Raw genomic sequence first — 23,190 nt, forward strand, 5'->3', positions numbered from 1 at the left:
CGTAAGGTACTTTCTCCCTTCGGGCCGCTCACGCAGCGGCGACGGACGGAGGTCTAGTCGTGGTTCAGGCGTACATCCTCATCCAGACAGAGGTCGGCCGGGCGCGTGACGTGGCCGGTGAGATCGCGGACATGCCCGGCGTGGCCCGCGTCGACGCCGTCACCGGGCCCTACGACGTGGTCGTCCTCACCGAGGCGAACACGGTCGACGAGCTGGGCAAACTCATTGTCAGCAAGGTGCAGATGGTGCCCGGCATCACCCGCACCCTCACGTGTTCGGTGGTGCGCCTGTAAGTGGACAAGATGACCGAATCCTCCGTGACCGACGCACCCCGCGACGAGGCCACCGGCTCCGGTCGGCCCCGCCGGGACCGGTCCAGCCGCAGCGCCGCCCTGATCGCGACCGCGGTCGCGCTGCCGGTGACCGTGTTGGCCGGCGCTCTGGCGTTCGCGCGGCTCGCCCCGGACCAGCCGGCGGCCGAGCCGAGCCCGTCGGCGACGGCGCCGCGGGCGCAGTCCACCGCACCGGTCGAGATGGCGGCCCCGCCGCTGGCCGAGCGCCCCGCCGTCGTCTGTCGCGCGCTGTTGTCGCAGCTGCCGCAGACCATTCGGGACCTGCCGCAGCGGCCGGTCACCGCCGGCGCCGAGCAGAACGCCGCGTACGGCGACCCGGCGCTCACCGTCGCCTGCGGCGGCGCCGAGCCGGCCGTGGGCGCCACCGACGACGTCTGGTCGGTCAACAAGGTCTGCTGGTACGCGCAGCAGGAGAGCGACGTCACGGTGCTCACCACGCTCGACCGCGAGACCGCGGTGACCGTCCGGGTGCCGGGCGCCTACGAGCAGCCGCTGCAGTGGATCTCCCCCATCTCGGACACGATCGTCGCCTCGGTCCCGTCCGGCGGGGCCGCCCCGACCGGCTGCGCCGGCTGACCCGCCCGCGCCGCGTCCCCGATCCCCGACAGGGAATCAGTGCAGGCCGACGCCGCGGTGCAGGGCGGTACGGATGAGGCGGTTGACCAGCTTCGGATACTCCAGGCCGGCGGCCGCCCACATCCGGGGGAACATCGACGACGGCGTGAAGCCGGGCATCGTGTTGATCTCGTTGAGGTAGACGTCCAGCTCCGGTGTGACGAAGAAGTCCACCCGGGCCAGGCCGGCGCAGTCGAGCGCGGTGAACGCCCGGACCGCGTACTCCTGCACCTGACGGGTCACCCGCTCCGGCAGGTTGGCCGGGATGTCGTACTCGCAGGCCGAGTCGGCGTCGATGTACTTGGCCTCGAAGTCGTAGAAGTCGTAGTCGCCGACGACCCGGACCTCGGCGAGCACGGAGGCCTCCGGTGCACCACCGGCCTCGCCCTCCAGCACGCCGCACTCGATCTCCCGGCCGATCACCGCGCCCTCGACGAGGACCTTGGGGTCGATCTGCCGGGCGACGGCGACCGCGTCGTCCAGGTCCGCCCAGTCGCTGACCTTGGTGATCCCGAAGGAGGAGCCGGCCCGGGAGGGCTTGACGAAGACGGGCAGGCCGAGACGCTGCTTGTCCTCCTCGCTGAGCGTCATTCCGCTGCGCAGCACCGCGTACGGGCCGACCGGGATGCCCTCGGCGGCGCAGAGCTTCTTGGTGAACTCCTTGTCCATGGCGGCGGCGGAGGCGAAGACGTTCGCCCCGACGTACGGGATGCCGGCCATCTCCAGCATTCCCTGGATGGTGCCGTCCTCGCCGTACGCGCCGTGCAGGACCGGGAAGACGACGTCCACGTCGGCGAGGGCCCGGGGACCCTCGGCGGGGTCGAGCACCATCAGCCCGTTGCCGGTCGGGTCGGCGCGCAACACGATGTCGGCGCCGGACTCGGCGGTGATCTCCGGCAGCCGCCGGGAGTTGATCGCGAGTTGGGCCGGGTCGCCACTGGTCAGGACCCACTGGCCGGCGCGCGTGATGCCCACCGGGACGACCTCGTACTCGTCCGGGTCGAGCGCCCCCAGCACACTGCCCGCGCTGACGCAGGAGATGCCGTGCTCCGGGCTGCGTCCGCCGAAGACGATCGCCACGCGGGTCCTGCCTGTGGTGGTCATCGGCCCTCACCTCTTCGTCGGCTCGTCGAATCCGCCGGTGCGCTCACCCGGTTGACCTTACTGTGCGTGGCGAGACTCGGCGGCCGATACCCGGGTAGAGCCGGAGAGGTCAGCAACCGGTCGACAGGGCATACACGGTGCGTCACCGGACGTGCGGTCCACCGCGTAGCTCGGTGGCCCGTTACGCTGCTCGTCCTATGAGCTCCGACGCCCTCATCGACTCGCTCGCGGCGGCCCTGGACGCCCGCCCGGACGACCTGCCGCTGCGCCTGCACCTGGCCACGCTGCTGCTGGACGCCGGCCGCGGCGGCGAGGCGATCGCGCAGATCGGCCAGGCGCTCGCCCGGGAGCCGGGCAGCGAGGAGGCGCAGGCGCTCATGCAGCGGGCGCTCACCGGCGGGGTAACGCCGCCGGCCCCGGCCGGCCCGCCGCCGGGGCAGCACGCGGACGGGACGGCCGATCCGCTCGCCGCGTACGAGCGGGAGCTGGCCGACATCGTGCCGCCGCGCTTCGCGCGGGCCGGCGACGAGCCGGAGCCGGTGGCGGGGGACGCCGACCGGATCTACGACGTCGAGGTCTCCGGGATCCGGCTGGCCGACGTCGGCGGGATGGCGGCCGTCAAGGAGCGGCTGGAGCTGGCCTTCCTCGGCCCGCTGCGCAACCCGCAGCTGCGGAAGATGTACGGCAAGAGCCTGCGCGGCGGCCTGATGCTCTACGGGCCGCCCGGCTGCGGGAAGACCTTCCTGGCCCGGGCGGTCGCCGGCGAGATGGGTGCCCGGTTCATCTCGCTGTCGATCGTGGACGTGCTGGACATGTGGATGGGCAACTCGGAGCGCAACCTGCACGAGCTGTTCCAGGCGGCCCGCCGCAACGCCCCGTGCGTGCTCTTCCTCGACGAGGTCGACGCGCTCGGGCACAAGCGGTCGCAGGTCAGCTCGAGCTCGATGCGGACGCTCGGCAACCAGTTGCTGGCCGAACTGGACGGCATGGAGGGCAGCAACGAGGGCGTGTTCGTGCTGGCGGCCACAAACACACCGTGGGACGTGGACCCGGCGCTGCGCCGCCCCGGGCGGCTCGACCGGGTGGTGCTGGTGCTGCCGCCGGACGCCGAGGCGCGCCGGTCCATCCTCGAGTACCACCTGCGGGAGCGCCCGATCGCCGGCATCGACCTGCGCAAGGTGGTCGCGGCCACCGAGGAATTCTCCGGCGCGGACCTGGCGCACCTGTGCGAGACGGCCGCCGAGTTCGCGATGGCGGACTCGGTGCGCACCGGCGAGGTGCGGATGATCGAGCAGCGCGACCTGGAGCGGGCGCTGAAGGAGGTGCGGCCGTCGACGCGGCCGTGGATGGCGACCGCCCGCAATGTGGCGATGTTCGCCAACGAGGGCGGCGTCTACGACGACCTGGTCGCGTACCTGAAGATGCGCAAGCTGCTCTGAGCGGCCCGTTGGGGACGGCCCGGCGGGCTCCGGCAGCCCGCCGGGCCGTCGTCTATCCGCGGGCGTTCCGCCGGCCGATGGCGATGACCTTGACCCGCTGCCGGCCTGCCCGCACCATGCCCAGCGCCATGAACGCTCCCGCGATGCGGTCGGCCGCCTCTCGACTGCTCGCGCCCACCACCTGACGCCGCCGCTCCGGGCTGGTCCGCTCGTCGCGGCCACCGTCGTCGGCACGCACGTCCGTGAGGACCACCAGGAACCGGGTCAGCGCCGAGCCGTTGGCGCGCTCGTTTCGGAGCTGCTGGGCTGCACGCACGTCGAGTCCCTTCTGGTGGCGGGCCACCGGGCGTGGCACGCGGCGATCGGGTACGGGGGAGAAACCCGATCGCCGCGCGCCCCATCCCCTCCGGTCACTCACCGCCGCCGTCGCCACGACAACCGCCGGTGAGGACCTGATGACAGATTGGCATCAAGACGCCCGTGAATGCAACTCTCAACCGCGTTCTCTCATGTACAGCTTCCCGGAGATGTGCGAGGATCGATGCATGGCTCCGAAGACCGCCCGCGCCCGCCGGCTCGGCATCGCCCTGCGTCAGCACCGGGAGGCCGCCGGGCTCACCCTGGAGGCTGCGGCGGACGAGATCAACAGCACCCGCAGCACGCTGTCCCGCTACGAGAACGCGCAGACGCTGGTGAGCCCCGCGACCGTCCGTGCCCTCCTCACCCTCTACGGCGTCGCGCCGGACGAGGTGGCGGCGGCCGTGCAGCTCGCCAAGGACGCGCGCAAGCCCGGCTGGTGGGTGTCCTACTCGTACCTGCTCGACCGGCGCACCATCGACTTCATCGCGCTGGAGGCCGAGGCGACCGGCATCGCCAACTTCGAGCCCTCGGTGGTCCCCGGCCTGCTCCAGACCGCCGACTACGTCCGCGGAGTGATGCGGGGCGGCCCGCACACCCTGCCGGACGACGAGGTCGAGCAGCGGGTGCAGTTCCGGCTCGACCGGCAGCAGCGCCTCACCGCGCCGGATCCGCCGATCTTCGACGCCATCATCGACGAGGGTGCGTTGCTGCGACCCGTCGGCGACCGGACGGTGATGGAGGCCCAGCTGCAGCACCTGCTGAAGATGGGCGAGCTGCCGAACGTCACCGTCCAGGTGATCCCGCTGGCCGCCGGCTACCACCGGGGCACCCGGGGCTCCCTGCACATCCTGGAGTTCGCCGACCCCGAGGACCCGATCATCGCCTCGGTGGAGACCGTCGCCGGCCAGATGGTCCTCGACCGGCCGGGCGACCTGCGTACCTGCACCAAGATCATGGAGCATCTGCGGAGCGTGGCCCTCAGTCCGGCGGCCAGCCGCGACCAGCTCCGGCAACTCGCGAAGGGACGGTAGGACGATGACCCCGACGATCAGCACCGGGCTGGCCCGGGCCGGTTGGCGCAAGAGCAGCCACAGCGGCGACGAGGGAGCGTGCGTCGAGATCGCGACGTCGCCCCGGACGGTGGGCGTCCGCGACTCGAAGGACCCGGACGGCCCGGTGCTGCTCTTCGCGCCGGACGCCTGGGCGGCCTTCGCCGCCGCGCCACCCCGCGGCTGACCACGGACCGGTCGGGCGTCGGCAACCAGGTCCCGTCGCCGCCCGACCCGCCGGGCCGGGCCCGTGCCTCAGCCGTTCACAAGCGGTTCCGGCGCGGGCTCGGCCCGCAGCGCCTCCAGCGCCGCGAGGGCCACCCCCCGGGCGCCGGCCATGTCCCGGTCCGGCACCAGGGCGAACGCCGCCACGGCGGCCTGTTCCTCCCGCAGCACCGTGTGCTCGCGGACGGTGCCGAGGAACCAGTCGCGGAACGCCGGCGCCGCCTCCACCACGCCGCCCCCGACGAAGTACGCGTGCGGGTCGGTGAAGTTGGCGGCGAGCGTGAACAGCCGCCCGATCGCCATCGCCTGCTGGGTGAAGATCTCCAAGGCCAGCGGGTCGCCCTGCTCGCCGAGCCCGCGCACCAGCTTCGCGGCGCGCGGCGCCGGCTCCACGGCCAGCGGGTGCCCGGGGAAGCGGGTCAGCCAGTAGGGCAGCAGGTTGCGCGCGATCCCGGTCAGGGACGCGATGCTCTCGGCGTCCCCGACGAAACCGCAGGCGCAGACCGGCTCGGGTTGGCCGGGTGCGAGCAGCCCGGTGAGCGGCAGGTGCACGTGCCCCAGCTCACCGGCCATGCCGGCCGCCCCGGCGATCACCCGGCCGCCCTCGACCAGCCCGCCACCGAGGCCGGTGCCGACGATCGCGGAGACCGAGGAACGACGCATCGCGTCGGCCCCGAAGTACGTGTGGTGCGCGTAGAGGGCCGCGGCGTTGCCGTCGTTGAGGTACACCACCGGCAGGCCGAGCCGCCGTTCCAGGGCACCCCGCACGTCGTACCCCCGCCAGGCGGGCTGCGAGAAGTTGGTCGAGCCGCGCGAGGAGATGACCCCGACGGCGCTGGCCGGGCCGGGGGTGTCCAGCCCGACGGCGCGGACCAGACCGCGCGGCACGCCGGTCGACGCCAGCACCCCGTCGAAGGCGCGCGCGAGGGCCTCGATCGCCGCCTCCGGGCCCGCCTGCACCTCGCTCGGTGTCTCCATCAGGCCGTCGACGAGGAACTGCCCGTCCACAGTGAGGACGGTGGCGTTGTTGCTGGTGCCGCCGTTGTCCAGGCCGACGACCACCGGCACCCCTGCGCTGCCCACCGCGCCCTCCCACCCTCGAGACGATGTGGTGAGGCTAGTTCGCCTACCAGCCCCCCGCCACGCCCAACCCTCCCGCGGCCCTCCACCCCCTCTCCCGTGATCTTGCACTTTCTGCCCCGACATATTCAACAAAAGCCGCAAGACGAGGGCCATAACTGCAAGATCGTGGGGGTGGGGGGCGGGGGTGGGGGGGCGGGGGCGGGGGCGGGGGGCGGGGGGTGGGGGTGGGTGAGGGGTGGGGTGGGTGGGTCAGGTGGGACGGCGGGCGGTCAGGGCCACGGCGTCCAGGTCGTCGTCGCGGAGCACCGTGGGCTCCAGCCCGGCGTCGACGAGCGCACCACTCAGTGCCGGCACCTGACTCTCGCCGGCCTCCACCACCAGGTGCCCACCGGGCGCCAACCAGCGCGCCGCACCGGCTGCGACCCGGCGTAGCACGGCCAGCCCGTCCGGGCCACCGTCGAGCGCCACCCGCGCCTCGTGCAGCCGCGCCTCCGGCGGCATCAGGCCGACCGCGTCCGTCGGCACGTACGGCGCGTTAGCCACCACGAGATCAAGCCGGCCGCGCCACGCCTCGGGCAGTGGGTCGAACAGGTCACCGGCGAACACCGGCACGCCGCGCCCGGCGAGGTTGCGCCGGGCGCACGCCACCGCCGCCGGGTCGACGTCCACGGCGGCGAGGAACCGGGGCGCGAGGCGCTCGACGAGCAGGACGCTGAGCGCCCCGCAGCCGCAGCACAGCTCCGCCACGGCCGGCTCCGGCCCGGCCACCTCGACCGCCGCTTTCACAAGCAGCAGGCTGCGCGCCCGCGGCACGAAGACGCCGGGGGCCACCGCGACCCGGGTCCCGCCGAACTCGACCCAGCCCAGCAGATGCTCCAGCGGTTGCCCGGCCACCCGGCGGTCGACCAGGTCGGCGAGCGCCTCCGGGCGGTCGGCGGCGGCCAGCAGCAGCTCGGCCTCGTCCTCGGCGTACACGCAGCCGGCGGCGCGCAGCCGGGCCACCAGGGCCGCCCGGTCCCCCGCCGCCGTCACCGGCGGCCGGCGTCCAGCGCGGCGGTGACGTCGGCCACCAGGTCGACGGTGTCCTCGACACCGCAGGAGAAGCGGAGGAAGCCCGGTGCCGTGTCGTCGCCCCACTGGGCCCGCCGGTCGGCGCTCGTGTGCAGGCCACCGAACGAGGTGGCCGCCGCCACCAGCCGGGCCGCGCCGAGGAACCGGGCGACCCGGTCGGCGTCACCGAGGTCGAACGAGAGCACGCCGGGCATCCGTCGCATCTGGACCGACGCCACCGGGTACGCCGGATCCTCCGGCAGGCCGGGCCAGCGCACGCCGGTCACGTCCGGGCGCGTGACCAGCAGCCGGGCGAGCGCCTCGGCGTTCGCGGTCTGCCGGGCCAGGCGCAGGTCCAGGGTCGCCAGCGACCGGTGTGCCAGCCAGGCGTCGAAGGGGCCCGGGATCGCCCCGGCGATGTTCCGCCATCCCGTCACCGCCTCCAGCAGCCGGGCCGAGCGGGTGGCGACGTACCCGAGCAGCAGGTCTGAGTGACCGGTGAGGGCTTTGGTGCCGGAGGCCACCACCACGTCCGCCCCGAGGTCCAGCGGGCGCTGGCCGAGCGGTGTCGCGGTCGTGTTGTCCACCGCCAGCAGGGCACCCGCCGCCCGCGCCCGGGCCGCCAGCGCCGCCACGTCGGCGACGTCCAGGCCTGGGTTGGCCGGGGTCTCCACGAGCACCAGGCGTACGCCGTCGAAGTCCGGGTACGGCCCGACGGTCGGCGCGAAGAGCACCCGGACCCCGATGCCGGCCAGGGTGTCCGTGGCGAAGGCCCGCAGCGGGTAGTAGCCGTCGGCGGGGAGCACCACGGTGTCTCCTGGGCGCAGCACCGTCAGCAGCAGTCCGGTGATCGCCGCCTGCCCGCTGGCGAAGACGCGGCAGTCGCCGGCCTCCAACTCGGCGATCGCCGCCTCGAGCAGTCGCCGGGTGGGGTTGTCCGGGCGGCCGTATCCGTTGGGCGCCGCCGTCGGCCCGGCCGTCGGGTCGAGGTGGTACGGCGCGGCGAGGACCGGGCCGGGCAGGAAGGGCTGCCCGGGCACGGCGGGCGGCAGCCCGGCGTGCACGCAGCGGGTGCCGTCGTGGTCGTCGGCCATGTCACTCACTCCGGCTTCGTCGTACGGCTCATCAGCGCCTGCACGGCGCGACGCGGGTCCACGCCCTCGTGGCAGACCAGCTCCACCTGCTCGGTGATCGGCATCTCCACCCCGTGCGCCCGCGCCAGGTCACGGATCGCCAGGGCGCTCTTGACGCCCTCGGCGGTCTGCCGGGTGGCGATCCGGGCCTCCTCCAGGGTCGCGCCCCGGCCGAGGTGCTCCCCGAAGGTGCGGTTGCGGGCCGACGGGGAGGAGCAGGACGCCACCAGGTCTCCCATGCCGGCCAGGCCGGCGAAGGTGAGCGGGTCGGCGCCGAGCGCGACGCCCAGCCGGGCGGTCTCGGCCAGTCCCCGGGTGACCAGCATGGCCCGCGTGTTGTGGCCGAAACCCATCGCGGTCGCGATCCCGTACGCGAGAGCGATCACGTTCTTCACCGCGCCGCCCAGCTCGCAGCCGATCACATCGTCGTTCGTGTACGGGCGGAAGTACGGCGTGGTGATCGCGCGCTGCACGAGCGTCGCCCGGTCGACGTCGGTGCAGGCGACCACCGTGGCGGCCGGCTGCTCGGCGGCGATCTCGGGGGCGAGGTTCGGACCGGAGACCACCACCACCCGGTCCGCCGCGACGTCGGCGGTCTCCACGATCACCTCGCTCATCCGCTTGGTCGTACCGAGCTCGATGCCCTTCATCAGGGAGACCAGCGTGGCGTCGGGGTGCAGGTGCGGCGCCCACTCGGCGAGGTTGCCGCGCAGCGTCTGCGACGGCACCGCGAGCACCACCAGCTCGGCCCCCTTGATGGCCTCCACGGCGTTCCCGGTCGCGGTGACCCGCCCGGGGAGCACCAGTTCGGGCAGGTACTCGGGGTTGCGGTGCTCGGCCCGGATCACGTCCGCGACCGGCTGCCGGCGGGCCCAGACGGTGACGTCCCGGCCGGCGTCGGCGAGGATCTTGGCGAAGGCGGTGCCCCAGGAGCCGGCCCCCAGCACCGCCACCTGCCCGCTCACGCGGCGGCTCCGGGGCGCTGGGCGCGGCCGGGGCGCTCCCACAGCGGGGGCGGGCTCTCCTGCCGGATCTCGGCCAGCAGGTCCCGCAGCCGCAGCATGATCTCGTCGGTCATCTCCTCGAGTACCGCCTTCGTCGGGGTGGCGCCCGTCCACCGGCTCAGGTCGACCGGCGGCCCGGCGACCACGGTCACCGGGATCCGGGGGCGGAGGCTCAGCCGGTTGTTCCGCGGGTCGAACAGGCGTTCCGGACCCCACATGGCCACCGGGACCACCGGGGCGCCGGTGGCGAGGGCGAGCCGGGCCGCGCCGGTCTTGCCCTTCATCGGCCACAGCGCGGGCTCCCGGGTCGTGGTGCCCTCCGGATAGATCACCACCGCGCCGCCCTTGCCCAACGCGTCGACCAGGGCGTCCAGCGACTTCACCGCGTCGACCGTGCCGCGCTCGACCGGGATCTGCCGGCAGCGGTGCAGGATCCAGCCGATCAGCGGCACCCGGAACACGCTGGCCTTGCCGAGGAACTGCGGCCAGCGCCCGGAGTCGTAGATGAAATGCGCGGCGACCAGCGGGTCGGCGTGCGAGATGTGGTTCGGGACCAGGATCATCCCGCCGGGATGCCGCAGGTGCTCCGTGCCGCGCCAGGTGCGCCGTGTCCATCCGGTCATCACGGGCTTGACCAGCACCACGGCGACCCGTGGCCAGAACCCGATCCTGCGCCGCGCCACCGCGCCTCCTCCTGCCGCCGTACGACCCCCGCCGGTCCACCCTGCCCGGGGGACACCCGCGAGGTGAAATCATGCCTGCTCGCCCCGGGTCCGGCCAGCGAGGGGTACCGCCCCGGCTGGCAGGATGGCGGGGTGACCCAGGTGTGGACCGTGGTGGTGCCGGTGAAGCGGCTGGGCGGCGCGAAGAGCCGGCTGCGCGGCGCGCTGCCGGGCGTACCCCATGAGGAGCTGGCTCTGGCGCTGGCGGCCGACACGGTCGGCGCGGTACGCGCCTGTCCGGTCGTCGCCGAGGTGCTGGTGGTCACCGACGATCCGCGGGTGGCGGCGGAGGTCGCCGCCGCCGGCGCCCGGGTGGTGCCGGACCATCCCGGCGCCGGGCTGAACGCCGCCCTGCGGCACGGCGCAGCCGCCGTCGGCGGCGGCTGGGTCGCCGGCCTCACCGCCGACCTGCCGGCGCTGCGCCCGGCCGAGCTGGCGGCGGCGTTGGAGGCGGCCCGGACCGGGCCGAACCCGGTACGCCGGTACGTCCCCGACACCCCGGGAGACGGCACCGTGCTGTTGGCGGCGCCGCCCGGCGTACCCCTGGATCCGCGCTTCGGCGTCGGCTCGGCCGCGGCGCACGCGGCCAGCGGGGCGCTGGCCCTGCCCGACGCCGGGCCGAGCCTGCGTCGCGACGTCGACACGGCCGAAGACCTGGCCGCCGCGGCCCGTCTGGGGCTGGGTCCACGCACGGCCGCGCTGTGCGAGGCGGGGGCCTCGACCGCCGGCCGGCCGGTGTAGCGTTCCCGTCATGCAGGGCACGGTGGCCACCTACGACGCGGCGACCCGCAGCGGCGTGCTCCTCCTCGACGACGGCACGGAGCTGGCGTTCCCGGCGCGGGCGTTCGACGCCTCCGGGCTCCGACTGCTCCGCCTCGGCCAGCGGCTACGCGTCGAGACCGACGAGGCCGGCGCGGTGGTACGCGTGACGTTGCCGACGATGGCCTGAACGACCCGGCCAAGTTCATTTTGCGTTAACCCGCTCCGGGTGAAGATGACTGGGTGAGCACCCCTCGCGACCCCGCTGACCCGCCCGCCATCCGGCCCGCCGGGTCCGGCAACGGCACCCGCCCCCGCGGCAACGACGGCCGCTTCCTCGCCGCACGGTCCACCGAGACGGCCGACGCGCGCCCGGACACCGCCGGCACCGACGCCGCGGCCGCGTCGGCCGGCCTGGAGGAGGTGCTGGACCCGGCGTCCGCGCGCTCCGCGTCGCCGGCCGCTCCGGCCGCTCCGGCCGCTGCCGATGACGAGCCGCCCGCCGCCGAGCCGCTGCCCGAGGACCGTTTCCTCAACCGGGAGCTCTCCTGGCTGGACTTCAACTCGCGGGTCCTCGCGCTCGCCGAGGACCCCCGCACGCCGCTGCTGGAGCGGGCCAAGTTCCTCGCCATCTTCGCCGGCAACCTCGACGAGTTCTACATGGTGCGGGTGGCCGGGCTCAAGCGCCGGCTCTCCGCCGGGCTGCCGGTCCGCGGCGGTGACCGGCTACCGCTGCGCACCCAGCTCGAGCTGATCGCCGAACGGACCGCCGCGCTGGTCACCCGGCACGCCGCCTGCTTCGTCGACGACGTGCTGCCGGCGTTGGCGGAGGCGGACATCCGGATCCTCGGCTGGGGCGAGTTGGACGAGCGCGAACGCGAGCGGCTGCGCACGTACTTCCGCGAGCAGATCTTCCCGGTGCTCACCCCGCTCGCCGTCGACCCGGCGCACCCGTTCCCGTACATCTCCGGGCGGTCGCTGAACCTGGCGGTGTCGGTCCGCGACCCCGACGGCGGAGCGGAGCTGTTCGCCCGGGTCAAGGTGCCCAACAACGTGCCCCGGTTCGTCCGGGTGTACCGGGACCGGCCGGGCGTACGGGTGCTGCCGGTCGAGGACCTGATCTCGGTGCACCTGGGCCAGCTCTTCTCCGGCATGCAGGTGGTGGAGTGCCACCTGTTCCGGGTGACCCGCAACGCCGAGGTCGAGGTCGACGAGGACCGTGACGAGGACCTGCTCCAGGCCCTCGAGCGGGAGCTGGCCCGGCGCCGGTTCGGCCCGCCGGTGCGGCTGGAGGTGGCCGCCTCCATCTCCGAGCACATGCTCGACCTGCTCGTCCGGGAACTGGACATGGACACCCAGGACGTCCTGCGGGTGCGGGGCCTGCTCGACCTGTCGGCCCTGTGGCAGCTGTACGGCGAGGCCGACCGGCCGGACCTGAAGGACCCGCCGTTCGTGCCGGCCACCCACCCGCGGCTCACGGAGGGCGAGGTGCCTCGGAGTGTCTTCGCCACCCTGCGCGACGGCGACGTGCTGGTGCACCACCCGTACCACTCGTTCGCCACGAGCGTGCAGCGTTTCATCGAGCAGGCGGCCGCCGACCCGAACGTGCTGGCCATCAAGCAGACCCTCTACCGCACCAGCGGCGACTCCCCGATCGTCGACGCCCTGGTCGAGGCGGCCGCCGCCGGCAAGCAGGTGGTGGTGCTTGTCGAGCTGAAGGCCCGGTTCGACGAGATCGCCAACATCGGCTGGGCCCGTACGCTGGAGCGCGCGGGCTGCCACGTCGTCTACGGCCTGGTGGGCCTCAAGACCCACTGCAAGACCGCGCTCGTGGTCCGCCAGGAGGGCAACCAGATCCGCCGGTACTGCCACATCGGCACCGGCAACTACCACCCGAAGACCGCCCGGCTGTACGAGGACTTCGGCATGCTCACCGCCGACCCGGAGATCGGCGCCGACCTGACCGACCTGTTCAACGTGCTCACCGGCTACAGCCGGCAGACCGCGTTCCGGCGGCTGCTGGTCGCGCCGCAGGGCATCCGCAGCGGCCTGATCGAGCGCATCGAGCGGGAGATCTCGCACGTCCGGCTGGGCGTGCCGGGGCTGGTGCAGATCAAGGTGAACGCGCTGGTGGACGAGGAGATCACCGACGCGCTCTACCGCGCCTCCCGCGCCGGCGTGCACGTGGACCTGCTGATCCGCGGGATGTGCACGCTCCGCCCGGGGGTGCCCGGGCTGTCGGAGAACATCCGGGTCCGCTCGATCCTCGGCCGGTTCCTGGAGCACTCCCGGATCTTCCGGTTCGGCAACGACGGCGACGCCGAGTTCTGGATGGGCTCGGCGGACCTCATGCACCGCAACCTCGACCGCCGGGTCGAGGCGCTGGTGCAGGTGAGCGATCCGGTGGCCCGGGCCGAGCTGGACCATGTGCTGACCGCCGCGTTCAGCCCCGAAGTGGACGCCTTCGAGCTGGCCGCGGACGGCACGTGGCACCGGCGGTCCGGCACCGGCGAGACGCCCCTGGCGCACCTCCAGGAGCTGCTGCTGCGGCGCGTCGGCGGCACGGCCGGCTGACCGCCTACGCTGACGGGATGACGGACGGCGACCCGGCGCGGGACGGCGACCCGGCGGGCATCCGCGCGGCCGGTGGCGTCGTCTGGCGGCCGGGCCCGCAGGGCACCGAGGTCTGCCTGGTGCACCGACCGCGGTACGGCGACTGGTCCCTGCCGAAGGGCAAGCTCGAGCCGGGCGAGCACCCGTTGCGCGCCGCCGTACGCGAGGTGGCCGAGGAGACCGACGTGCGGGCGGTGCCGCAGGTGCGCCTGCCGAGCGCCGGCTACCGCAGCGAGGGCCGGCCGAAGGTCGTCGACTACTGGTCGATGCGTGCGGTCGCCAACGGCGGCTTCCAACCTGGCACCGAGGTCGACGAGGTGCGCTGGGTGGCCGTCGACGAGGCGGTGCGGCTGGTCAGCTACCCGCACGACGCGGAGGTGCTGGCCGCCTTCGCGGCCCTGCCCCCGGTGACGGTGGCACTGGTCCTGGTCCGGCACGGGCACGCCGGCAAGCGGGGCACCTGGTCCGGTCCGGACAGCGGCCGGCCGCTGGACGCCGAGGGCTGGGCGCAGGCGTACGCGCTCGCGCCGCTTGTGGCGCTGGTCCGCCCGGTACGGCTGCGCTCCGCGTCGGCGCGGCGCTGCGTCCAGACCCTCGACCCGGCGGCGGCCCTGCTCGACCTGCCGATCGAGGTCGACGGCGACCTGGACGAGCCCCGGCCGGGACAGGATCGGGACGAGTGCGTGCTGGCCGCGGCGGCACGGCTCGCCGCGCTCGGCGCGGCCGGCGAACCGGCGGCCGTGTGCAGCCAGGGCGCGGTGATCCCGGGGGCGCTGGAGCGCCTCACCGGCCGCGCGGACGACTTCACCACCCCGAAGGGCGGCGGCTGGCTGCTCGCCTTCTCCGGCGAAATCCTCACCGCCACCGACCGCCTGTAAGGAAGGGCCCCTTATTAACGCCTGCGGTAGAGCAGGGGCCCCTTCTTAACACTGGCCGCCCCGGCGCAGCCGGCTCACGGCAGCGTCAGGGTCACCGCGACCGGAAGGTGGTCGCTGGCCGTACCGGGCGGTGCGGCGACGTCCGTGGCGGTGAGGCCGGGCGTGACGAAGACGTGGTCGATCTCGTTGCGTGGCTCGTCCGAAGGGCTGGTGGGCAGCGGGCGGGCGGAGGCCAGCGCGTCGACCAGACCGGCCCGGGTGAACTCGGCGAACGCGGCCGCGCCGGGCTCGGTGTTCAGGTCCCCCGCGACCACCAGCGGCAGCCCGTCCGCGTAGTCGAGGGCGAACGCGGTCACCTCACGGGCCTGCACGACCGGCTCCCGGCCCGGTGGCGGCTGCAGGTGCGTCCCGACGATCGCGAGCCGGACACCGGCGCCCAGGTCGAGCGTGGTCCCCAGGACCTGCGCCCCGGTCGGCGCGCCCACCGCCGGCAACGGCCGGGTGCGCGTACGTTCCAGCGGCCACCGGCTGAGCACCGCGTCGCCCCACAGCGGGTCGGCGGCCGGCGCGAAGACGTACGGCATGTCGAGCCGCTCGGCCAGCAGGTCCAGGGTGTCGTGGCCGCCGTTGAGCAGCCAGCCCCGGTCGACCTCACCCAGCACCACCACGTCGGCGTCGCGGCCCACCCGCGCCAGCGCGTCCGGGTCGAACCGCCCGTCCATCCCGAAGCCCATCCGGATGTTGTAGGCGACCACCCGTACCCGTTCCGGCGGACCGTCCCGGTTGGTCGACCCGAGCAGCTCGTCGGTGGCCAGCGCCGCGACAAGCGCGAGCGCGGTCGCGGCGGCGGCGACGCGGACCGGGGGCAGCGCCGGCCGGGCCCGACCGCTCGGCGGCCCGCCGGCCAGCGCCGTGCCGGCGACCAGCACCGCCACCGCCACCGGTACGAAGGCGTTGGGGTAGCCGAGGTCGTAGGCGGCGTAGTGGAGCACCGCGGCGACGGCGAAGACGAGCATTCCGCCCACGACGGCGTACCCGCGGCGGACGCTCCGGTCCCCGCCGGTCTCGGCGGCGCGCTCGTCGGCCGCTCCGGCCAGCGCCAGGCAGCCACCGAGGCCGACCGCGGTGAGCAGGACGGCCGGCAGCAGCAGGTCCCCACGGCCGGCGGCGAAGAGCACGGCGCCGGCGAGCAGCGTCACCGGCCCGAGCCAGCGTCCCGCCGTGCCCCGTGGTGGCGCGAGCGCGGCCAGCAGGAATCCGCCGGCGGACAGCGCCACGGGCGCGGCCCCGGCCAGTGGAACCGTCGCCACCCCGTCGGCGTCGTCCCGCAGCAGCCCGAACTGGAAGGTCGACGCCGTCCGGGCCACCGCCGGCGACAGGGCGACCATGCCGGCGAGCAGGAGCACCGGCCCGGCCAGCAGCCAGCCGCGTACGCCGCCGGGGCCGGCCGGCGCCCGTCCGGCCCGGACGTGCAGGGCCACGAAGAGCAGGGCCGGTACGGCGGCGGCGAGCCACTGGATCCAGGGTCCGACACCGGCCGGACGGTACGTGTCCAGCGCGGTGTGCACGACGGCCGCGAGCACGAGCCCGAGGGCCCAGCCGGGCACCGGCCGGTCGGTACGGGCGGCGACGGCGGCCAGCCACACCAGGCCGGCGAACAGACCGGCCGCGGCCAACCAGAGCTGGAGCCCGCCGCCCGGTTGGCCGACGACGGCGAGCCGGAGGACGGCGAGCGCCACGGCGGCGACGAGCGCCACCGACCGGGCGCCGAGCCGGCGCACCAGCGGTGGCGCGCCGAGGGCGAGCACGAACCAGCCCAGCGCGAACGCGCCGAGCAACTCGGCCGGGGTCGACGCGGCCTGCCCGAAGATGGTGATGACCGCCGGCAGGAAGACCCGCAGCACGTCGGTCAGAAGGAGCACCCCGAGGGCCAGGGTGACGGTGGTGAGGTGGCGGTTGCGCACGGCCTGCCTTTCGCCGACCGATCGTCCGGCGATTGTCCGGGAGGCGGGCGGTCCCGGTCAATCGCCAAGCGGGCGGCCCGGTCGACGATTCGACCCGGGTACGACGGAGGGCGCCCACCGGGTCGGTGGACGCCCTCCGTACGGCCGGATCAGCGCCGTGTCGCCGTCTTCTTGGCGGCGGTCTTCTTCGCAGGGGCCTTCTTGGCCGCCGCGCTCCTGCTGGCCGCGGCGGTGGTCTTCTTCGCCGCGGTCTTCTTCGCCGCGGCGCTCTTCTTCGCCGGTGCGGCCTTGGTCGTGGTCTTCTTCGCCGTGGTCTTCTTCGCCGCGGCGGTCTTGGTCGCGGTGCTCTTCGTCGCCTTCGCCGCCGCGGTCTTCTTGGCCGCGGCACCGGTGGCCTTCGTACCGGCCGCCTTCGTTCCGGCCGCCTTCGTTCCGGCCGCCTTCGCGGCGGCGGCGGTGGTCTTCTTCGCCGCCGCCGTGGCCTTCGGCACCTTGCCGCTGGCCACCATCTCCTTGAACCCGGCGCCGGCGCGGAAGGTCGGGACGGAGGTCTTCTTGACCTTCACCGTCTCTCCGGTCCGCGGATTGCGCGCTGTTCGGGCCCCTCGGACGCGCTTCTCGAACGCTCCGAATCCCGTGATCGCCACCTTCTCGCCCTTGGTGACCGCCGCCTGGACCTCAGCGAGGACCGCGTCGAGAGCGGCCGTCGCCGTCTTCCGGTCCCCCAGGCGAACGGCGAGCGCCTCGATGAGCTCGGCCTTGTTCACGACTTCCTCCCGAATGTGCAACTGACTCGACGCGAGCCATTCTGCGCGCACGGTATGCCCTGTGCTGCCGCTACACAAACATTCGGAGGAAAAAAGCCCTTGTGTCGCAACGGATTCGCCCCCGCCGGTGGGACCGGCGGGGGCGACAATCCGTGTGGGTACGGCGTGTTCGGCTATGCCACGGTCGGCAGGAACGACGGCCGGGACGCCTCGAAGTCGCTGATCTCGGCCTCGCGGCGGAGGGTGAGTCCAATGTCGTCCAAGCCCTCCATCAGCCGCCAGCGGCTGAAGTCGTCAAGGGGGAACGACCAGGTTGCGTCATCGAGGCGGACCTGGCGGGCGGCCAGGTCGACGGTGACCGGAGTGGTCGGGTCGGCCTCGACGCGGGCCCAGATCTCCTCGACGGCTTTCAATTCCAGCTCGACCGGCAGCAGACCCTCCTTGAGGGCGTTGCCCCGGAAGATGTCACCGAAACGCGGGGCGATGACCGCCCGGAACCCCCAGTCCCGCAGGGCCCACACGGCGTGCTCCCGGGACGAGCCGGTGCCGAACTCCGGCCCGGCCACGAGAATCGACGCCCCTGAATAGGAATGATCGTTGAGGACGAATTCCGGGTCCTCCCGCCACGCGCTGAACAAGCCGTCCGCGAAACCCGTTCGGGTCACCCGCTTGAGGTACACGGCGGGAATGATCTGATCTGTGTCCACATTGGAACGGCGCAGCGGCACGGCCGTGCCGGTGTGGGTGGTGAACCTCTCCATCAGCGGTGTCCCCTTCTACAGGTCGGCGGGAGCGGCCAGCCGGCCCGCCACCGCGCTGGCGGCGGCGACCGGCGGGGAGACCAGGTGGGTACGTCCACCCCGGCCCTGGCGGCCCTCGAAGTTGCGGTTGGACGTCGAGGCGGCGCGCTGCCCGGGGGAGAGCGTGTCCGGGTTCATGCCCAGGCACATCGAGCAGCCCGCGAAGCGCCACTCGGCGCCGGCGTCGGTGAAGATCTTGTCCAGTCCTTCGGCCTCGGCGACCTCCCGGACGGCGGCGGAGCCGGGCACCACAAGCATCCGTACGCCATCGGCCACCCGGTGCCCGCGCAGCACGTCGGCGGCGGCCCGCAGGTCCTCGATCCGCCCGTTGGTGCAGGAGCCGACGAAGACCACGTCGACCGCCAGGTCACGCAGCGGGGTGCCGGGGGCGAGGTCCATGTACTCCAGCGCCCGGCGCGCGGCGGCCCGCTCCGGCTCGGTGACGAACTCCTCCGGGTCCGGTACGGACGCGTCCAGCGGGGCACCCTGGCCCGGGTTGGTGCCCCAGGTCACGAACGGCGTGATCCGGCTGGCGTCGAGCGTCACCGTGGAGTCGAAGGTCGCGCCCTCGTCGGTGGGCAGGGTCCGCCAGTACGCGAGCGCCGCGTCCCAGTCGGCGCCGGTCGGGGCGTTGGGTCGCCCCTTGAGGTAAGCGAAGGTGGTCTCGTCCGGGGCGATCATGCCGGCCTTGGCGCCCCACTCGATGGACATGTTGGCGATGGTCATCCGGCCCTCCATGGAGAGGTTCCGGATCGCCTCGCCGCGGTACTCGACGATGTGGCCGCGCCCGCCGCCGGTCCCCACCTGGGCGATCAGCGCGAGCACCAGGTCCTTGGCGGTGACGCCCGGGGCCAGGTCGCCGACGACGTTCACCGCCATCGTCCTCGGCCGCGCCTGCGGCAGCGTCTGGGTGGCGAGCACGTGCTCGACCTCGCTGGTGCCGATGCCGAACGCCAGGGCACCGAACGCGCCGTGGGTGGCCGTGTGCGAGTCGCCGCAGACGATCGTCATGCCGGGCTGGGTGAGGCCCAACTGCGGGCCGATGACGTGCACGATGCCCTGGTTCTCGTCACCCAGCGGGTGCAGCTTCACACCGAACTCGGCGCAGTTGCGGCGCAGCGTCTCGATCTGCGTACGCGAGGTCGGGTCGGCGATGGTGAGGAGGTCGCCGCGGCGGGACCGGAACGACGGGTCGGCGTACCCGGTCGGGGTGTTGTGGTCCTCGGTCGCGATCGTCAGGTCGGTGCGGCGGACCCGGCGGCCGGCGAGGCGCAGCCCGTCGAACGCCTGGGGGCTCGTCACCTCGTGCAGCAGGTGCAGGTCGATGAAGAGCAGATCGGGCTCGCCCGCGGCGGACCGTACGACGTGCGCGTCCCAGACCTTCTCGGCCAGGGTCCTCGGTTCAGGAGTGACTCCCACCATCTGGACTTCCTAAATTCTGGGAGGTATGTTTCGGCTTGTGGGACACAGTATGAGCGGTGTCGGCGTTCTCGACAAGGCGGTGGTCATCCTGGCCGCCTGCGTCGACGGCGCCAGCCTGGCCGAACTCGTTGAACGCACGAAGCTGCCCCGGGCAACGGCGCACCGGCTGGCACAGGCACTGGAGATCCACCGGATGCTGGTACGCGACACGCAGGGTCGGTGGCGTCCCGGCCCGCGACTGGGCGAACTGGCGAACGCGGCCCCCGACGTGCTCCTGACCGCGGCCGAGCCGCTGCTCGCCGCCCTCCGCGACGCCACCGGCGAGAGCGCGCAGCTCTACCTGCGCCGCGCCGACGAGCGCATCTGTGTGGCCGCCGCCGAGCGGGCCAGCGGGCTGCGCGACACGGTGCCGGTCGGGTCGGTGCTGCCCATGACGGCCGGCTCCGCGGCGCAGATCCTGCTCGCCTGGGAGCCGCCGGAGGCGGTCATGCCCCTGCTGCCCCGGTCCAAGTTCACCGGCCGCACCCTGGCGGAGGTCCGCCGGCGCGGCTGGTCGCAGAGCGTGGCCGAGCGGGAGGCCGGAGTGGCGAGCGTCTCGGCACCCATCCGTGACCGCACCGGTCGCGTGATCGCGGCGATCAGCATCAGCGGCCCGATCGAGCGCCTGGGCCGCCGCCCGGGCGAGCGCCACGCCATGGCGGTGGTGCGGGCCGGTCAGCGCCTCAGCGGCCTGTGACCCCGCCGGCTCGCCCCGATCCCGGATGTGAAAAGTGGGCCCCTCTCGCGGCGCGAGAGGGGCCCACTCGGGTTGTAGCCCCGACCGGATTCGAACCGGCGCTACCGCCTTGAGAGGGCGGCGTCCTGGGCCGCTAGACGACGGGGCCAGGAACTTTCCTGCTACACCGCCCGGTCGGGCGGTGCGGCAGTAGTCTAGCGGCACCGGACCGGCGGGCCAACGCGGGGGTGCGTGGCCCCGACGCCGTCGGCAGGGCCCACCACGGGTGACCCGGCCGGCCACGAAAACGACGAAGCCCGCCCCAACCTGTGGGACGGGCTGTCAGTGCTGTAGCCCCGACCGGATTCGAACCGGCGCTACCGCCTTGAGAGGGCGGCGTCCTGGGCCGCTAGACGACGGGGCCAGAACCTGCTGCTCCCGCCCTCGCGGACGGGAAGGCGGACTCTATCAGAGGAACGGACCTCCGTCAGAATCCAGCGACCGCGATTCTCGTCGAATCGCGACTGCGCTGGGGTACCAGGACTCGAACCTAGACTAACTGAACCAGAATCAGTCGGGCTGCCAATTACCCCATACCCCATCGGCACCTCGCGGCACCGGGTACAAACCATACCTTCCCTGCGCCACGAGGCCAAATCGAGCCCCGCACACCGCCGGTGAGCTGCGGATACGGGCCACGCGAGGAGGATCAGGCCACCGGCACGACCGGGTTGGTCAGCTCGCCGATCCCCTCGATCCGCACGGTGACCGTATCCCCGTCCACGAGCGGGCTAACCCCGGCCGGCGTGCCGGTCAGGATGACGTCACCGGGAAGCAGCGTCATCACGTGAGAGACGTACGACACCAGGGCCGGCACGTCGAACACCATGTCCCGGGTACGCCCGAGCTGTCGGACCTCCATCTCGTCCGGGCCGCGACCCACCTCGCACCGGACCTCCAGGTCGGTGACGTCGAGACCGGTGGTGATCCAGGGGCCGATGGGGCAGAACGAGTCGAAGCCCTTGGCCCGGGTCCACTGCCCGTCCGCCCGCTGCAGGTCCCGTGCGGTGACGTCGTTCGCGCAGGTGTAGCCGAAGACGGCGCGTTCCGCGGCGGCCCGGTCGGCACGGCGGGCGCCGGGCGCGCCGATCACCACGGCGAGCTCGGCCTCGTGCTCGACCTGCTTCGAGAAGACCGGCAGCCGGATCGCGTCCCGCGGCCCGATCACCGAGGTGGACGGCTTGAGAAAGAGCAGCGGCTCCTTCGGCACCTCGCTGCCGTGTTCGGCGGCGTGCTCGGCGTAGTTGCGGCCGACGCAGACCACCTTGCTGGGCAGGATCGGCGAGAGCAGACGGACGTCGGACAGGGCCCAGCGCGCGCCGGAGAACGAGATCTGCCCGAACGGGTGCCCCTCGATCTCGGCGATGGTCAGGCCCTGCGGGCCCGCCGCCAGCTCCCCCTCGACGACCCCGAACGACATTCCCTTGGCATGAGCGAAACGAGCGATACGCACCCGGCCAATCTATCCCCGGACCGGCGGAGCACGACCGCTGGCCGGACGCCGCGCCGCGCGGTACCCCGAGACGGCGCCGCCGGCGTACCGGGGAGTCGGCACTCTACGCCATCACCGCTCCGGCGGGGCGGGATTCGCCACTTCGTACCCGCTCGGCGTGACGCCGCACCTAGCGTCGGCTCCGGAGGTTCGTTCGTATGCCTGCATCGACACGACACCACAGAGCCCTCGCAGTGCTCGTCCACTGCCTCGGCGTCCTCGCCGCCGTGCCGGCGCTGCCCACGGCGGCGCCCGACCCGGCCGCCGCGCAGCCACCGGCCGCCACCCAGCCGGCCGTCGCGCAGCCACCTGCCGGGAACCCGGCGGCCGGCGCCCGGCCGGTCGCCGCGCGTCATCCGGCGCCCGCGCCGCACCTGGCGGCAGCGCCGGCGGCCACCCCGGGACCGTCCGCCGGGGCGAGCGAGGAGCCGGGCCGGCCGGCGGCGCCGCCGGCGCTGCCGACCCCGACCCGGGCGGCCGTCCCGCCGCCGAAGCCACCGGTCTCGGTACGGGTCGCGCCGGAGAACACGCCCGCGCCCCGGTACCGGATCCAGGTCCGCAACGACGGCAACCGGCCGGTGTCCACCACCGTCCGCCAGGAGCTGCCCCCGGGTACGTCGCCGACCGCGATCACCGATGGTGGCCGGGCCAGCCGCGCCGGGGGCCAGGACGTGACCGAGGTGACGTGGAACCTGCGGCTGCCGGCCCGCAGCACCACCACCCTGGGTACCGCGATCACCGCCGCGCCCGGGCGGCCGCTGACCGCACCCGCCTGCGCCTTCGCCACCGACGGCGACCGCCCGTACGACTGTGCGACGGCGACCTGGCAGGCCGCCGCCGCACCCACCGCCCGGGCGGAGGAGCCGCCGGTGTGGCGGCGACCGGCCGCCCTGCTGGCCGGCCTCGGCGGGGTCGCCGCGATCGCGGCCGGCGGCCTCTGGGCCTGGCGGCACCGGCGCCGGCCCCGTCCGCTGGCCGCCGACCCGGGTGGCCGGGGCACCCTCTACCCGCGACCCGCGGTACCCGGGGTCCCGCCACGCCGCCGCCGGCCCTCGACCTGGCTGATCGTTCCGGTCGCCGTGGTGGTGCTGGCCAGCACGGTGGGCACGGCCGCCTGGACGGCCACCCGCAAGGTCGCCGGTGTCGACACCGACTCCCGGCCCACCAGTGGCGCCTGGGTCGGCGGCGGGGTCATCGGCGGTGTCGGTGAGCCGCTGCGCGAGGCGGCGTTCGAGTTCACCGTGTACCGCGTGGCGTGCGAGCCGGGCCGGGGCGCGCGGCAGTGCGCGGCGACCGTCGGGGTGCGCAACCTCACGCCGGAGCAGCAGAGCTGGCACGGACGCCTCCAGCGCGCGTACCTCGCCGACGGCAACTTCGTCAGCACCGACGAGCAGGCGACCCGGCGGGCGAACCAGGGACGGGACGTGTTCGCGCAGCCGATGGCGGGCGGCAGCCGGATGGTGCTGCCGCTGGTCTTCACGGTGCACGGCAAGGAGCCACCGACCCAGCTCGAGCTGCGCAGCGGGGTCTTCTCCGCCGGCGTACGGGTGGACGTGCCCTGACCGGGCGCGCGGGCGGCGGTC

The 23,190-nt window shown here is 74.0% G+C and carries 23 protein-coding genes and 3 tRNA genes; 11 read left to right on the forward strand and 15 right to left on the reverse strand.

From position 1 onward, the window contains the following. Positions 1-59 precede the first annotated feature (59 nt). Complete coding sequence (locus tag ABTW87_RS04110; protein WP_350648322.1) at positions 60-293, forward strand: Lrp/AsnC ligand binding domain-containing protein; 234 nt, start codon at positions 60-62, stop codon at positions 291-293. Between the two features lie 9 nt (positions 294-302). Next, positions 303-929: a DUF3515 family protein gene (locus ABTW87_RS04115; RefSeq protein ID WP_350648324.1), complete on the forward strand. Its 627-nt coding sequence runs from the start codon at positions 303-305 to the stop codon at positions 927-929. A gap of 36 nt (positions 930-965) precedes the next feature. Here the strand turns inward: ABTW87_RS04115 and ABTW87_RS04120 are convergent, their stop codons facing one another. Further along, positions 966-2,072 (reverse strand): D-alanine--D-alanine ligase family protein, encoded by a 1,107-nt coding sequence (locus tag ABTW87_RS04120; protein WP_350648326.1) that lies wholly within the window; start codon positions 2,070-2,072, stop codon positions 966-968. A 197-nt stretch (positions 2,073-2,269) separates the two neighbouring features. Between ABTW87_RS04120 and ABTW87_RS04125 the strand changes: the two genes are divergently transcribed. Beyond that, on the forward strand, positions 2,270-3,511 hold the full coding sequence (locus ABTW87_RS04125) for an ATP-binding protein (protein WP_350648328.1): 1,242 nt from the start codon (positions 2,270-2,272) through the stop codon (positions 3,509-3,511). A gap of 52 nt (positions 3,512-3,563) precedes the next feature. Here ABTW87_RS04125 and ABTW87_RS04130 read toward each other — a convergent pair whose 3' ends face one another. Beyond that, complete coding sequence (locus ABTW87_RS04130) at positions 3,564-3,827, reverse strand: hypothetical protein (protein ID WP_350648330.1); 264 nt, start codon at positions 3,825-3,827, stop codon at positions 3,564-3,566. Positions 3,828-4,056: 229 nt separating this feature from the next. On the opposite strand from ABTW87_RS04130, the gene ABTW87_RS04135 reads away from it, so the two are divergent. Next, on the forward strand, positions 4,057-4,902 hold the full coding sequence (locus ABTW87_RS04135) for a helix-turn-helix domain-containing protein (protein WP_350648332.1): 846 nt from the start codon (positions 4,057-4,059) through the stop codon (positions 4,900-4,902). Positions 4,903-4,906: 4 nt separating this feature from the next. Continuing rightward, positions 4,907-5,107 (forward strand): DUF397 domain-containing protein, encoded by a 201-nt coding sequence (locus ABTW87_RS04140; RefSeq protein WP_350648334.1) that lies wholly within the window; start codon positions 4,907-4,909, stop codon positions 5,105-5,107. A 68-nt stretch (positions 5,108-5,175) separates the two neighbouring features. Here ABTW87_RS04140 and ABTW87_RS04145 read toward each other — a convergent pair whose 3' ends face one another. The 5 genes from ABTW87_RS04145 to ABTW87_RS04165 form a co-directional block, all read right to left on the reverse strand. Continuing rightward, positions 5,176-6,228 (reverse strand): ROK family protein, encoded by a 1,053-nt coding sequence (locus ABTW87_RS04145; RefSeq protein ID WP_350648335.1) that lies wholly within the window; start codon positions 6,226-6,228, stop codon positions 5,176-5,178. A gap of 249 nt (positions 6,229-6,477) precedes the next feature. Further along, positions 6,478-7,260, reverse strand: a complete 783-nt coding sequence (locus ABTW87_RS04150) for a putative protein N(5)-glutamine methyltransferase (protein ID WP_350648336.1) — start codon at positions 7,258-7,260, stop codon at positions 6,478-6,480. Next, on the reverse strand, positions 7,257-8,372 hold the full coding sequence (locus tag ABTW87_RS04155) for a cystathionine gamma-lyase (RefSeq protein ID WP_350648529.1): 1,116 nt from the start codon (positions 8,370-8,372) through the stop codon (positions 7,257-7,259). Before ABTW87_RS04155 ends, ABTW87_RS04150 begins: the two co-directional genes overlap by 4 nt. Positions 8,373-8,377: 5 nt before the next feature. Further along, positions 8,378-9,376 (reverse strand): NAD(P)H-dependent glycerol-3-phosphate dehydrogenase, encoded by a 999-nt coding sequence (locus ABTW87_RS04160; protein ID WP_350648338.1) that lies wholly within the window; start codon positions 9,374-9,376, stop codon positions 8,378-8,380. After that, positions 9,373-10,098, reverse strand: a complete 726-nt coding sequence (locus ABTW87_RS04165) for a lysophospholipid acyltransferase family protein (RefSeq protein WP_350648339.1) — start codon at positions 10,096-10,098, stop codon at positions 9,373-9,375. Before ABTW87_RS04165 ends, ABTW87_RS04160 begins: the two co-directional genes overlap by 4 nt. A gap of 132 nt (positions 10,099-10,230) precedes the next feature. Between ABTW87_RS04165 and cofC the strand changes: the two genes are divergently transcribed. Genes cofC through ABTW87_RS04185 form a run of 4 tightly spaced genes read left to right on the forward strand, consistent with a single transcriptional unit; the run spans position 10,231 to position 14,387 of the window. Further along, positions 10,231-10,878, forward strand: a complete 648-nt coding sequence (gene cofC / locus ABTW87_RS04170; protein ID WP_350648340.1) for a 2-phospho-L-lactate guanylyltransferase — start codon at positions 10,231-10,233, stop codon at positions 10,876-10,878. Between the two features lie 10 nt (positions 10,879-10,888). Further along, positions 10,889-11,086, forward strand: coding sequence for a cold-shock protein (locus ABTW87_RS04175; RefSeq protein ID WP_350648341.1), 198 nt, complete (start codon positions 10,889-10,891; stop codon positions 11,084-11,086). A 53-nt stretch (positions 11,087-11,139) separates the two neighbouring features. Further along, positions 11,140-13,470: an RNA degradosome polyphosphate kinase gene (locus ABTW87_RS04180; protein WP_350648343.1), complete on the forward strand. Its 2,331-nt coding sequence runs from the start codon at positions 11,140-11,142 to the stop codon at positions 13,468-13,470. Positions 13,471-13,487: 17 nt separating this feature from the next. Beyond that, entirely contained in the window at positions 13,488-14,387 is a 900-nt protein-coding gene (locus tag ABTW87_RS04185; protein ID WP_350648345.1) for an NUDIX hydrolase, read from the forward strand. A gap of 74 nt (positions 14,388-14,461) precedes the next feature. On the opposite strand, the gene ABTW87_RS04190 is transcribed toward ABTW87_RS04185, so the two are convergent. From ABTW87_RS04190 to leuC, 4 genes are all read right to left on the reverse strand, one after another. Continuing rightward, positions 14,462-16,351 carry an endonuclease/exonuclease/phosphatase family protein gene (locus tag ABTW87_RS04190; RefSeq protein ID WP_350648347.1) on the reverse strand — a complete coding sequence of 630 codons (1,890 nt, stop codon included), beginning with the start codon at positions 16,349-16,351 and terminating at the stop codon, positions 14,462-14,464. Between the two features lie 149 nt (positions 16,352-16,500). Then, entirely contained in the window at positions 16,501-17,118 is a 618-nt protein-coding gene (locus tag ABTW87_RS04195) for an HU family DNA-binding protein (RefSeq protein WP_350648349.1), read from the reverse strand. 173 nt (positions 17,119-17,291) lie between these two features. Continuing rightward, entirely contained in the window at positions 17,292-17,879 is a 588-nt protein-coding gene (gene leuD / locus ABTW87_RS04200) for a 3-isopropylmalate dehydratase small subunit (protein ID WP_350648351.1), read from the reverse strand. A 15-nt stretch (positions 17,880-17,894) separates the two neighbouring features. Beyond that, the gene (leuC, locus tag ABTW87_RS04205) at positions 17,895-19,340 is read right to left on the reverse strand and encodes a 3-isopropylmalate dehydratase large subunit (RefSeq protein WP_350648353.1); all 1,446 of its coding nucleotides are present in this window, start codon (positions 19,338-19,340) and stop codon (positions 17,895-17,897) included. Positions 19,341-19,389: 49 nt separating this feature from the next. Between leuC and ABTW87_RS04210 the strand changes: the two genes are divergently transcribed. Next, positions 19,390-20,076, forward strand: a complete 687-nt coding sequence (locus ABTW87_RS04210; protein ID WP_130322559.1) for an IclR family transcriptional regulator — start codon at positions 19,390-19,392, stop codon at positions 20,074-20,076. Between the two features lie 75 nt (positions 20,077-20,151). On the opposite strand, the gene ABTW87_RS04215 is transcribed toward ABTW87_RS04210, so the two are convergent. The 4 genes from ABTW87_RS04215 to ABTW87_RS04230 all read right to left on the reverse strand — a co-directional run bounded on the left by ABTW87_RS04215 (position 20,152) and on the right by ABTW87_RS04230 (position 21,568). Next, positions 20,152-20,224: transfer RNA gene (locus ABTW87_RS04215), tRNA-Glu, on the reverse strand. Positions 20,225-20,406: 182 nt separating this feature from the next. Next, positions 20,407-20,479, reverse strand: a tRNA-Glu gene (locus ABTW87_RS04220). A gap of 105 nt (positions 20,480-20,584) precedes the next feature. Further along, positions 20,585-20,656: transfer RNA gene (locus ABTW87_RS04225), tRNA-Gln, on the reverse strand. Positions 20,657-20,764: 108 nt separating this feature from the next. After that, a complete protein-coding gene (locus ABTW87_RS04230; protein WP_350648355.1) occupies positions 20,765-21,568 on the reverse strand; it encodes a fumarylacetoacetate hydrolase family protein in 804 nt (267 codons plus the stop codon). Positions 21,569-21,765: 197 nt separating this feature from the next. Between ABTW87_RS04230 and ABTW87_RS04235 the strand changes: the two genes are divergently transcribed. Then, positions 21,766-23,169 (forward strand): hypothetical protein, encoded by a 1,404-nt coding sequence (locus ABTW87_RS04235; protein WP_502891521.1) that lies wholly within the window; start codon positions 21,766-21,768, stop codon positions 23,167-23,169. The last annotated feature ends 21 nt before the right edge of the window (positions 23,170-23,190 follow it).

This window comes from Micromonospora sp. NPDC126480 (genome assembly GCF_040302465.1).
Lineage (GTDB): Bacteria > Actinomycetota > Actinomycetes > Mycobacteriales > Micromonosporaceae > Micromonospora.

What these genes read in the sequence shown, in the direction of transcription:
- ABTW87_RS04115 (WP_350648324.1), top strand. Translation starts at nt 303, where the DNA reads ATGACCGAATCCTCCGTGACCGACGCACCCCGCGACGAGGCCACCGGC.
- ABTW87_RS04120 (WP_350648326.1), bottom strand. Translation starts at nt 2,072, where the DNA reads ATGACCACCACAGGCAGGACCCGCGTGGCGATCGTCTTCGGCGGACGC.
- ABTW87_RS04125 (WP_350648328.1), top strand. Translation starts at nt 2,270, where the DNA reads ATGAGCTCCGACGCCCTCATCGACTCGCTCGCGGCGGCCCTGGACGCC.
- ABTW87_RS04135 (WP_350648332.1), top strand. Translation starts at nt 4,057, where the DNA reads ATGGCTCCGAAGACCGCCCGCGCCCGCCGGCTCGGCATCGCCCTGCGT.
- ABTW87_RS04140 (WP_350648334.1), top strand. Translation starts at nt 4,907, where the DNA reads ATGACCCCGACGATCAGCACCGGGCTGGCCCGGGCCGGTTGGCGCAAG.
- ABTW87_RS04155 (WP_350648529.1), bottom strand. Translation starts at nt 8,372, where the DNA reads ATGGCCGACGACCACGACGGCACCCGCTGCGTGCACGCCGGGCTGCCG.
- ABTW87_RS04175 (WP_350648341.1), top strand. Translation starts at nt 10,889, where the DNA reads ATGCAGGGCACGGTGGCCACCTACGACGCGGCGACCCGCAGCGGCGTG.
- ABTW87_RS04185 (WP_350648345.1), top strand. Translation starts at nt 13,488, where the DNA reads ATGACGGACGGCGACCCGGCGCGGGACGGCGACCCGGCGGGCATCCGC.
- leuD (WP_350648351.1), bottom strand. Translation starts at nt 17,879, where the DNA reads ATGGAGAGGTTCACCACCCACACCGGCACGGCCGTGCCGCTGCGCCGT.
- leuC (WP_350648353.1), bottom strand. Translation starts at nt 19,340, where the DNA reads ATGGTGGGAGTCACTCCTGAACCGAGGACCCTGGCCGAGAAGGTCTGG.
- ABTW87_RS04210 (WP_130322559.1), top strand. Translation starts at nt 19,390, where the DNA reads ATGAGCGGTGTCGGCGTTCTCGACAAGGCGGTGGTCATCCTGGCCGCC.
- ABTW87_RS04235 (WP_502891521.1), top strand. Translation starts at nt 21,766, where the DNA reads ATGCCTGCATCGACACGACACCACAGAGCCCTCGCAGTGCTCGTCCAC.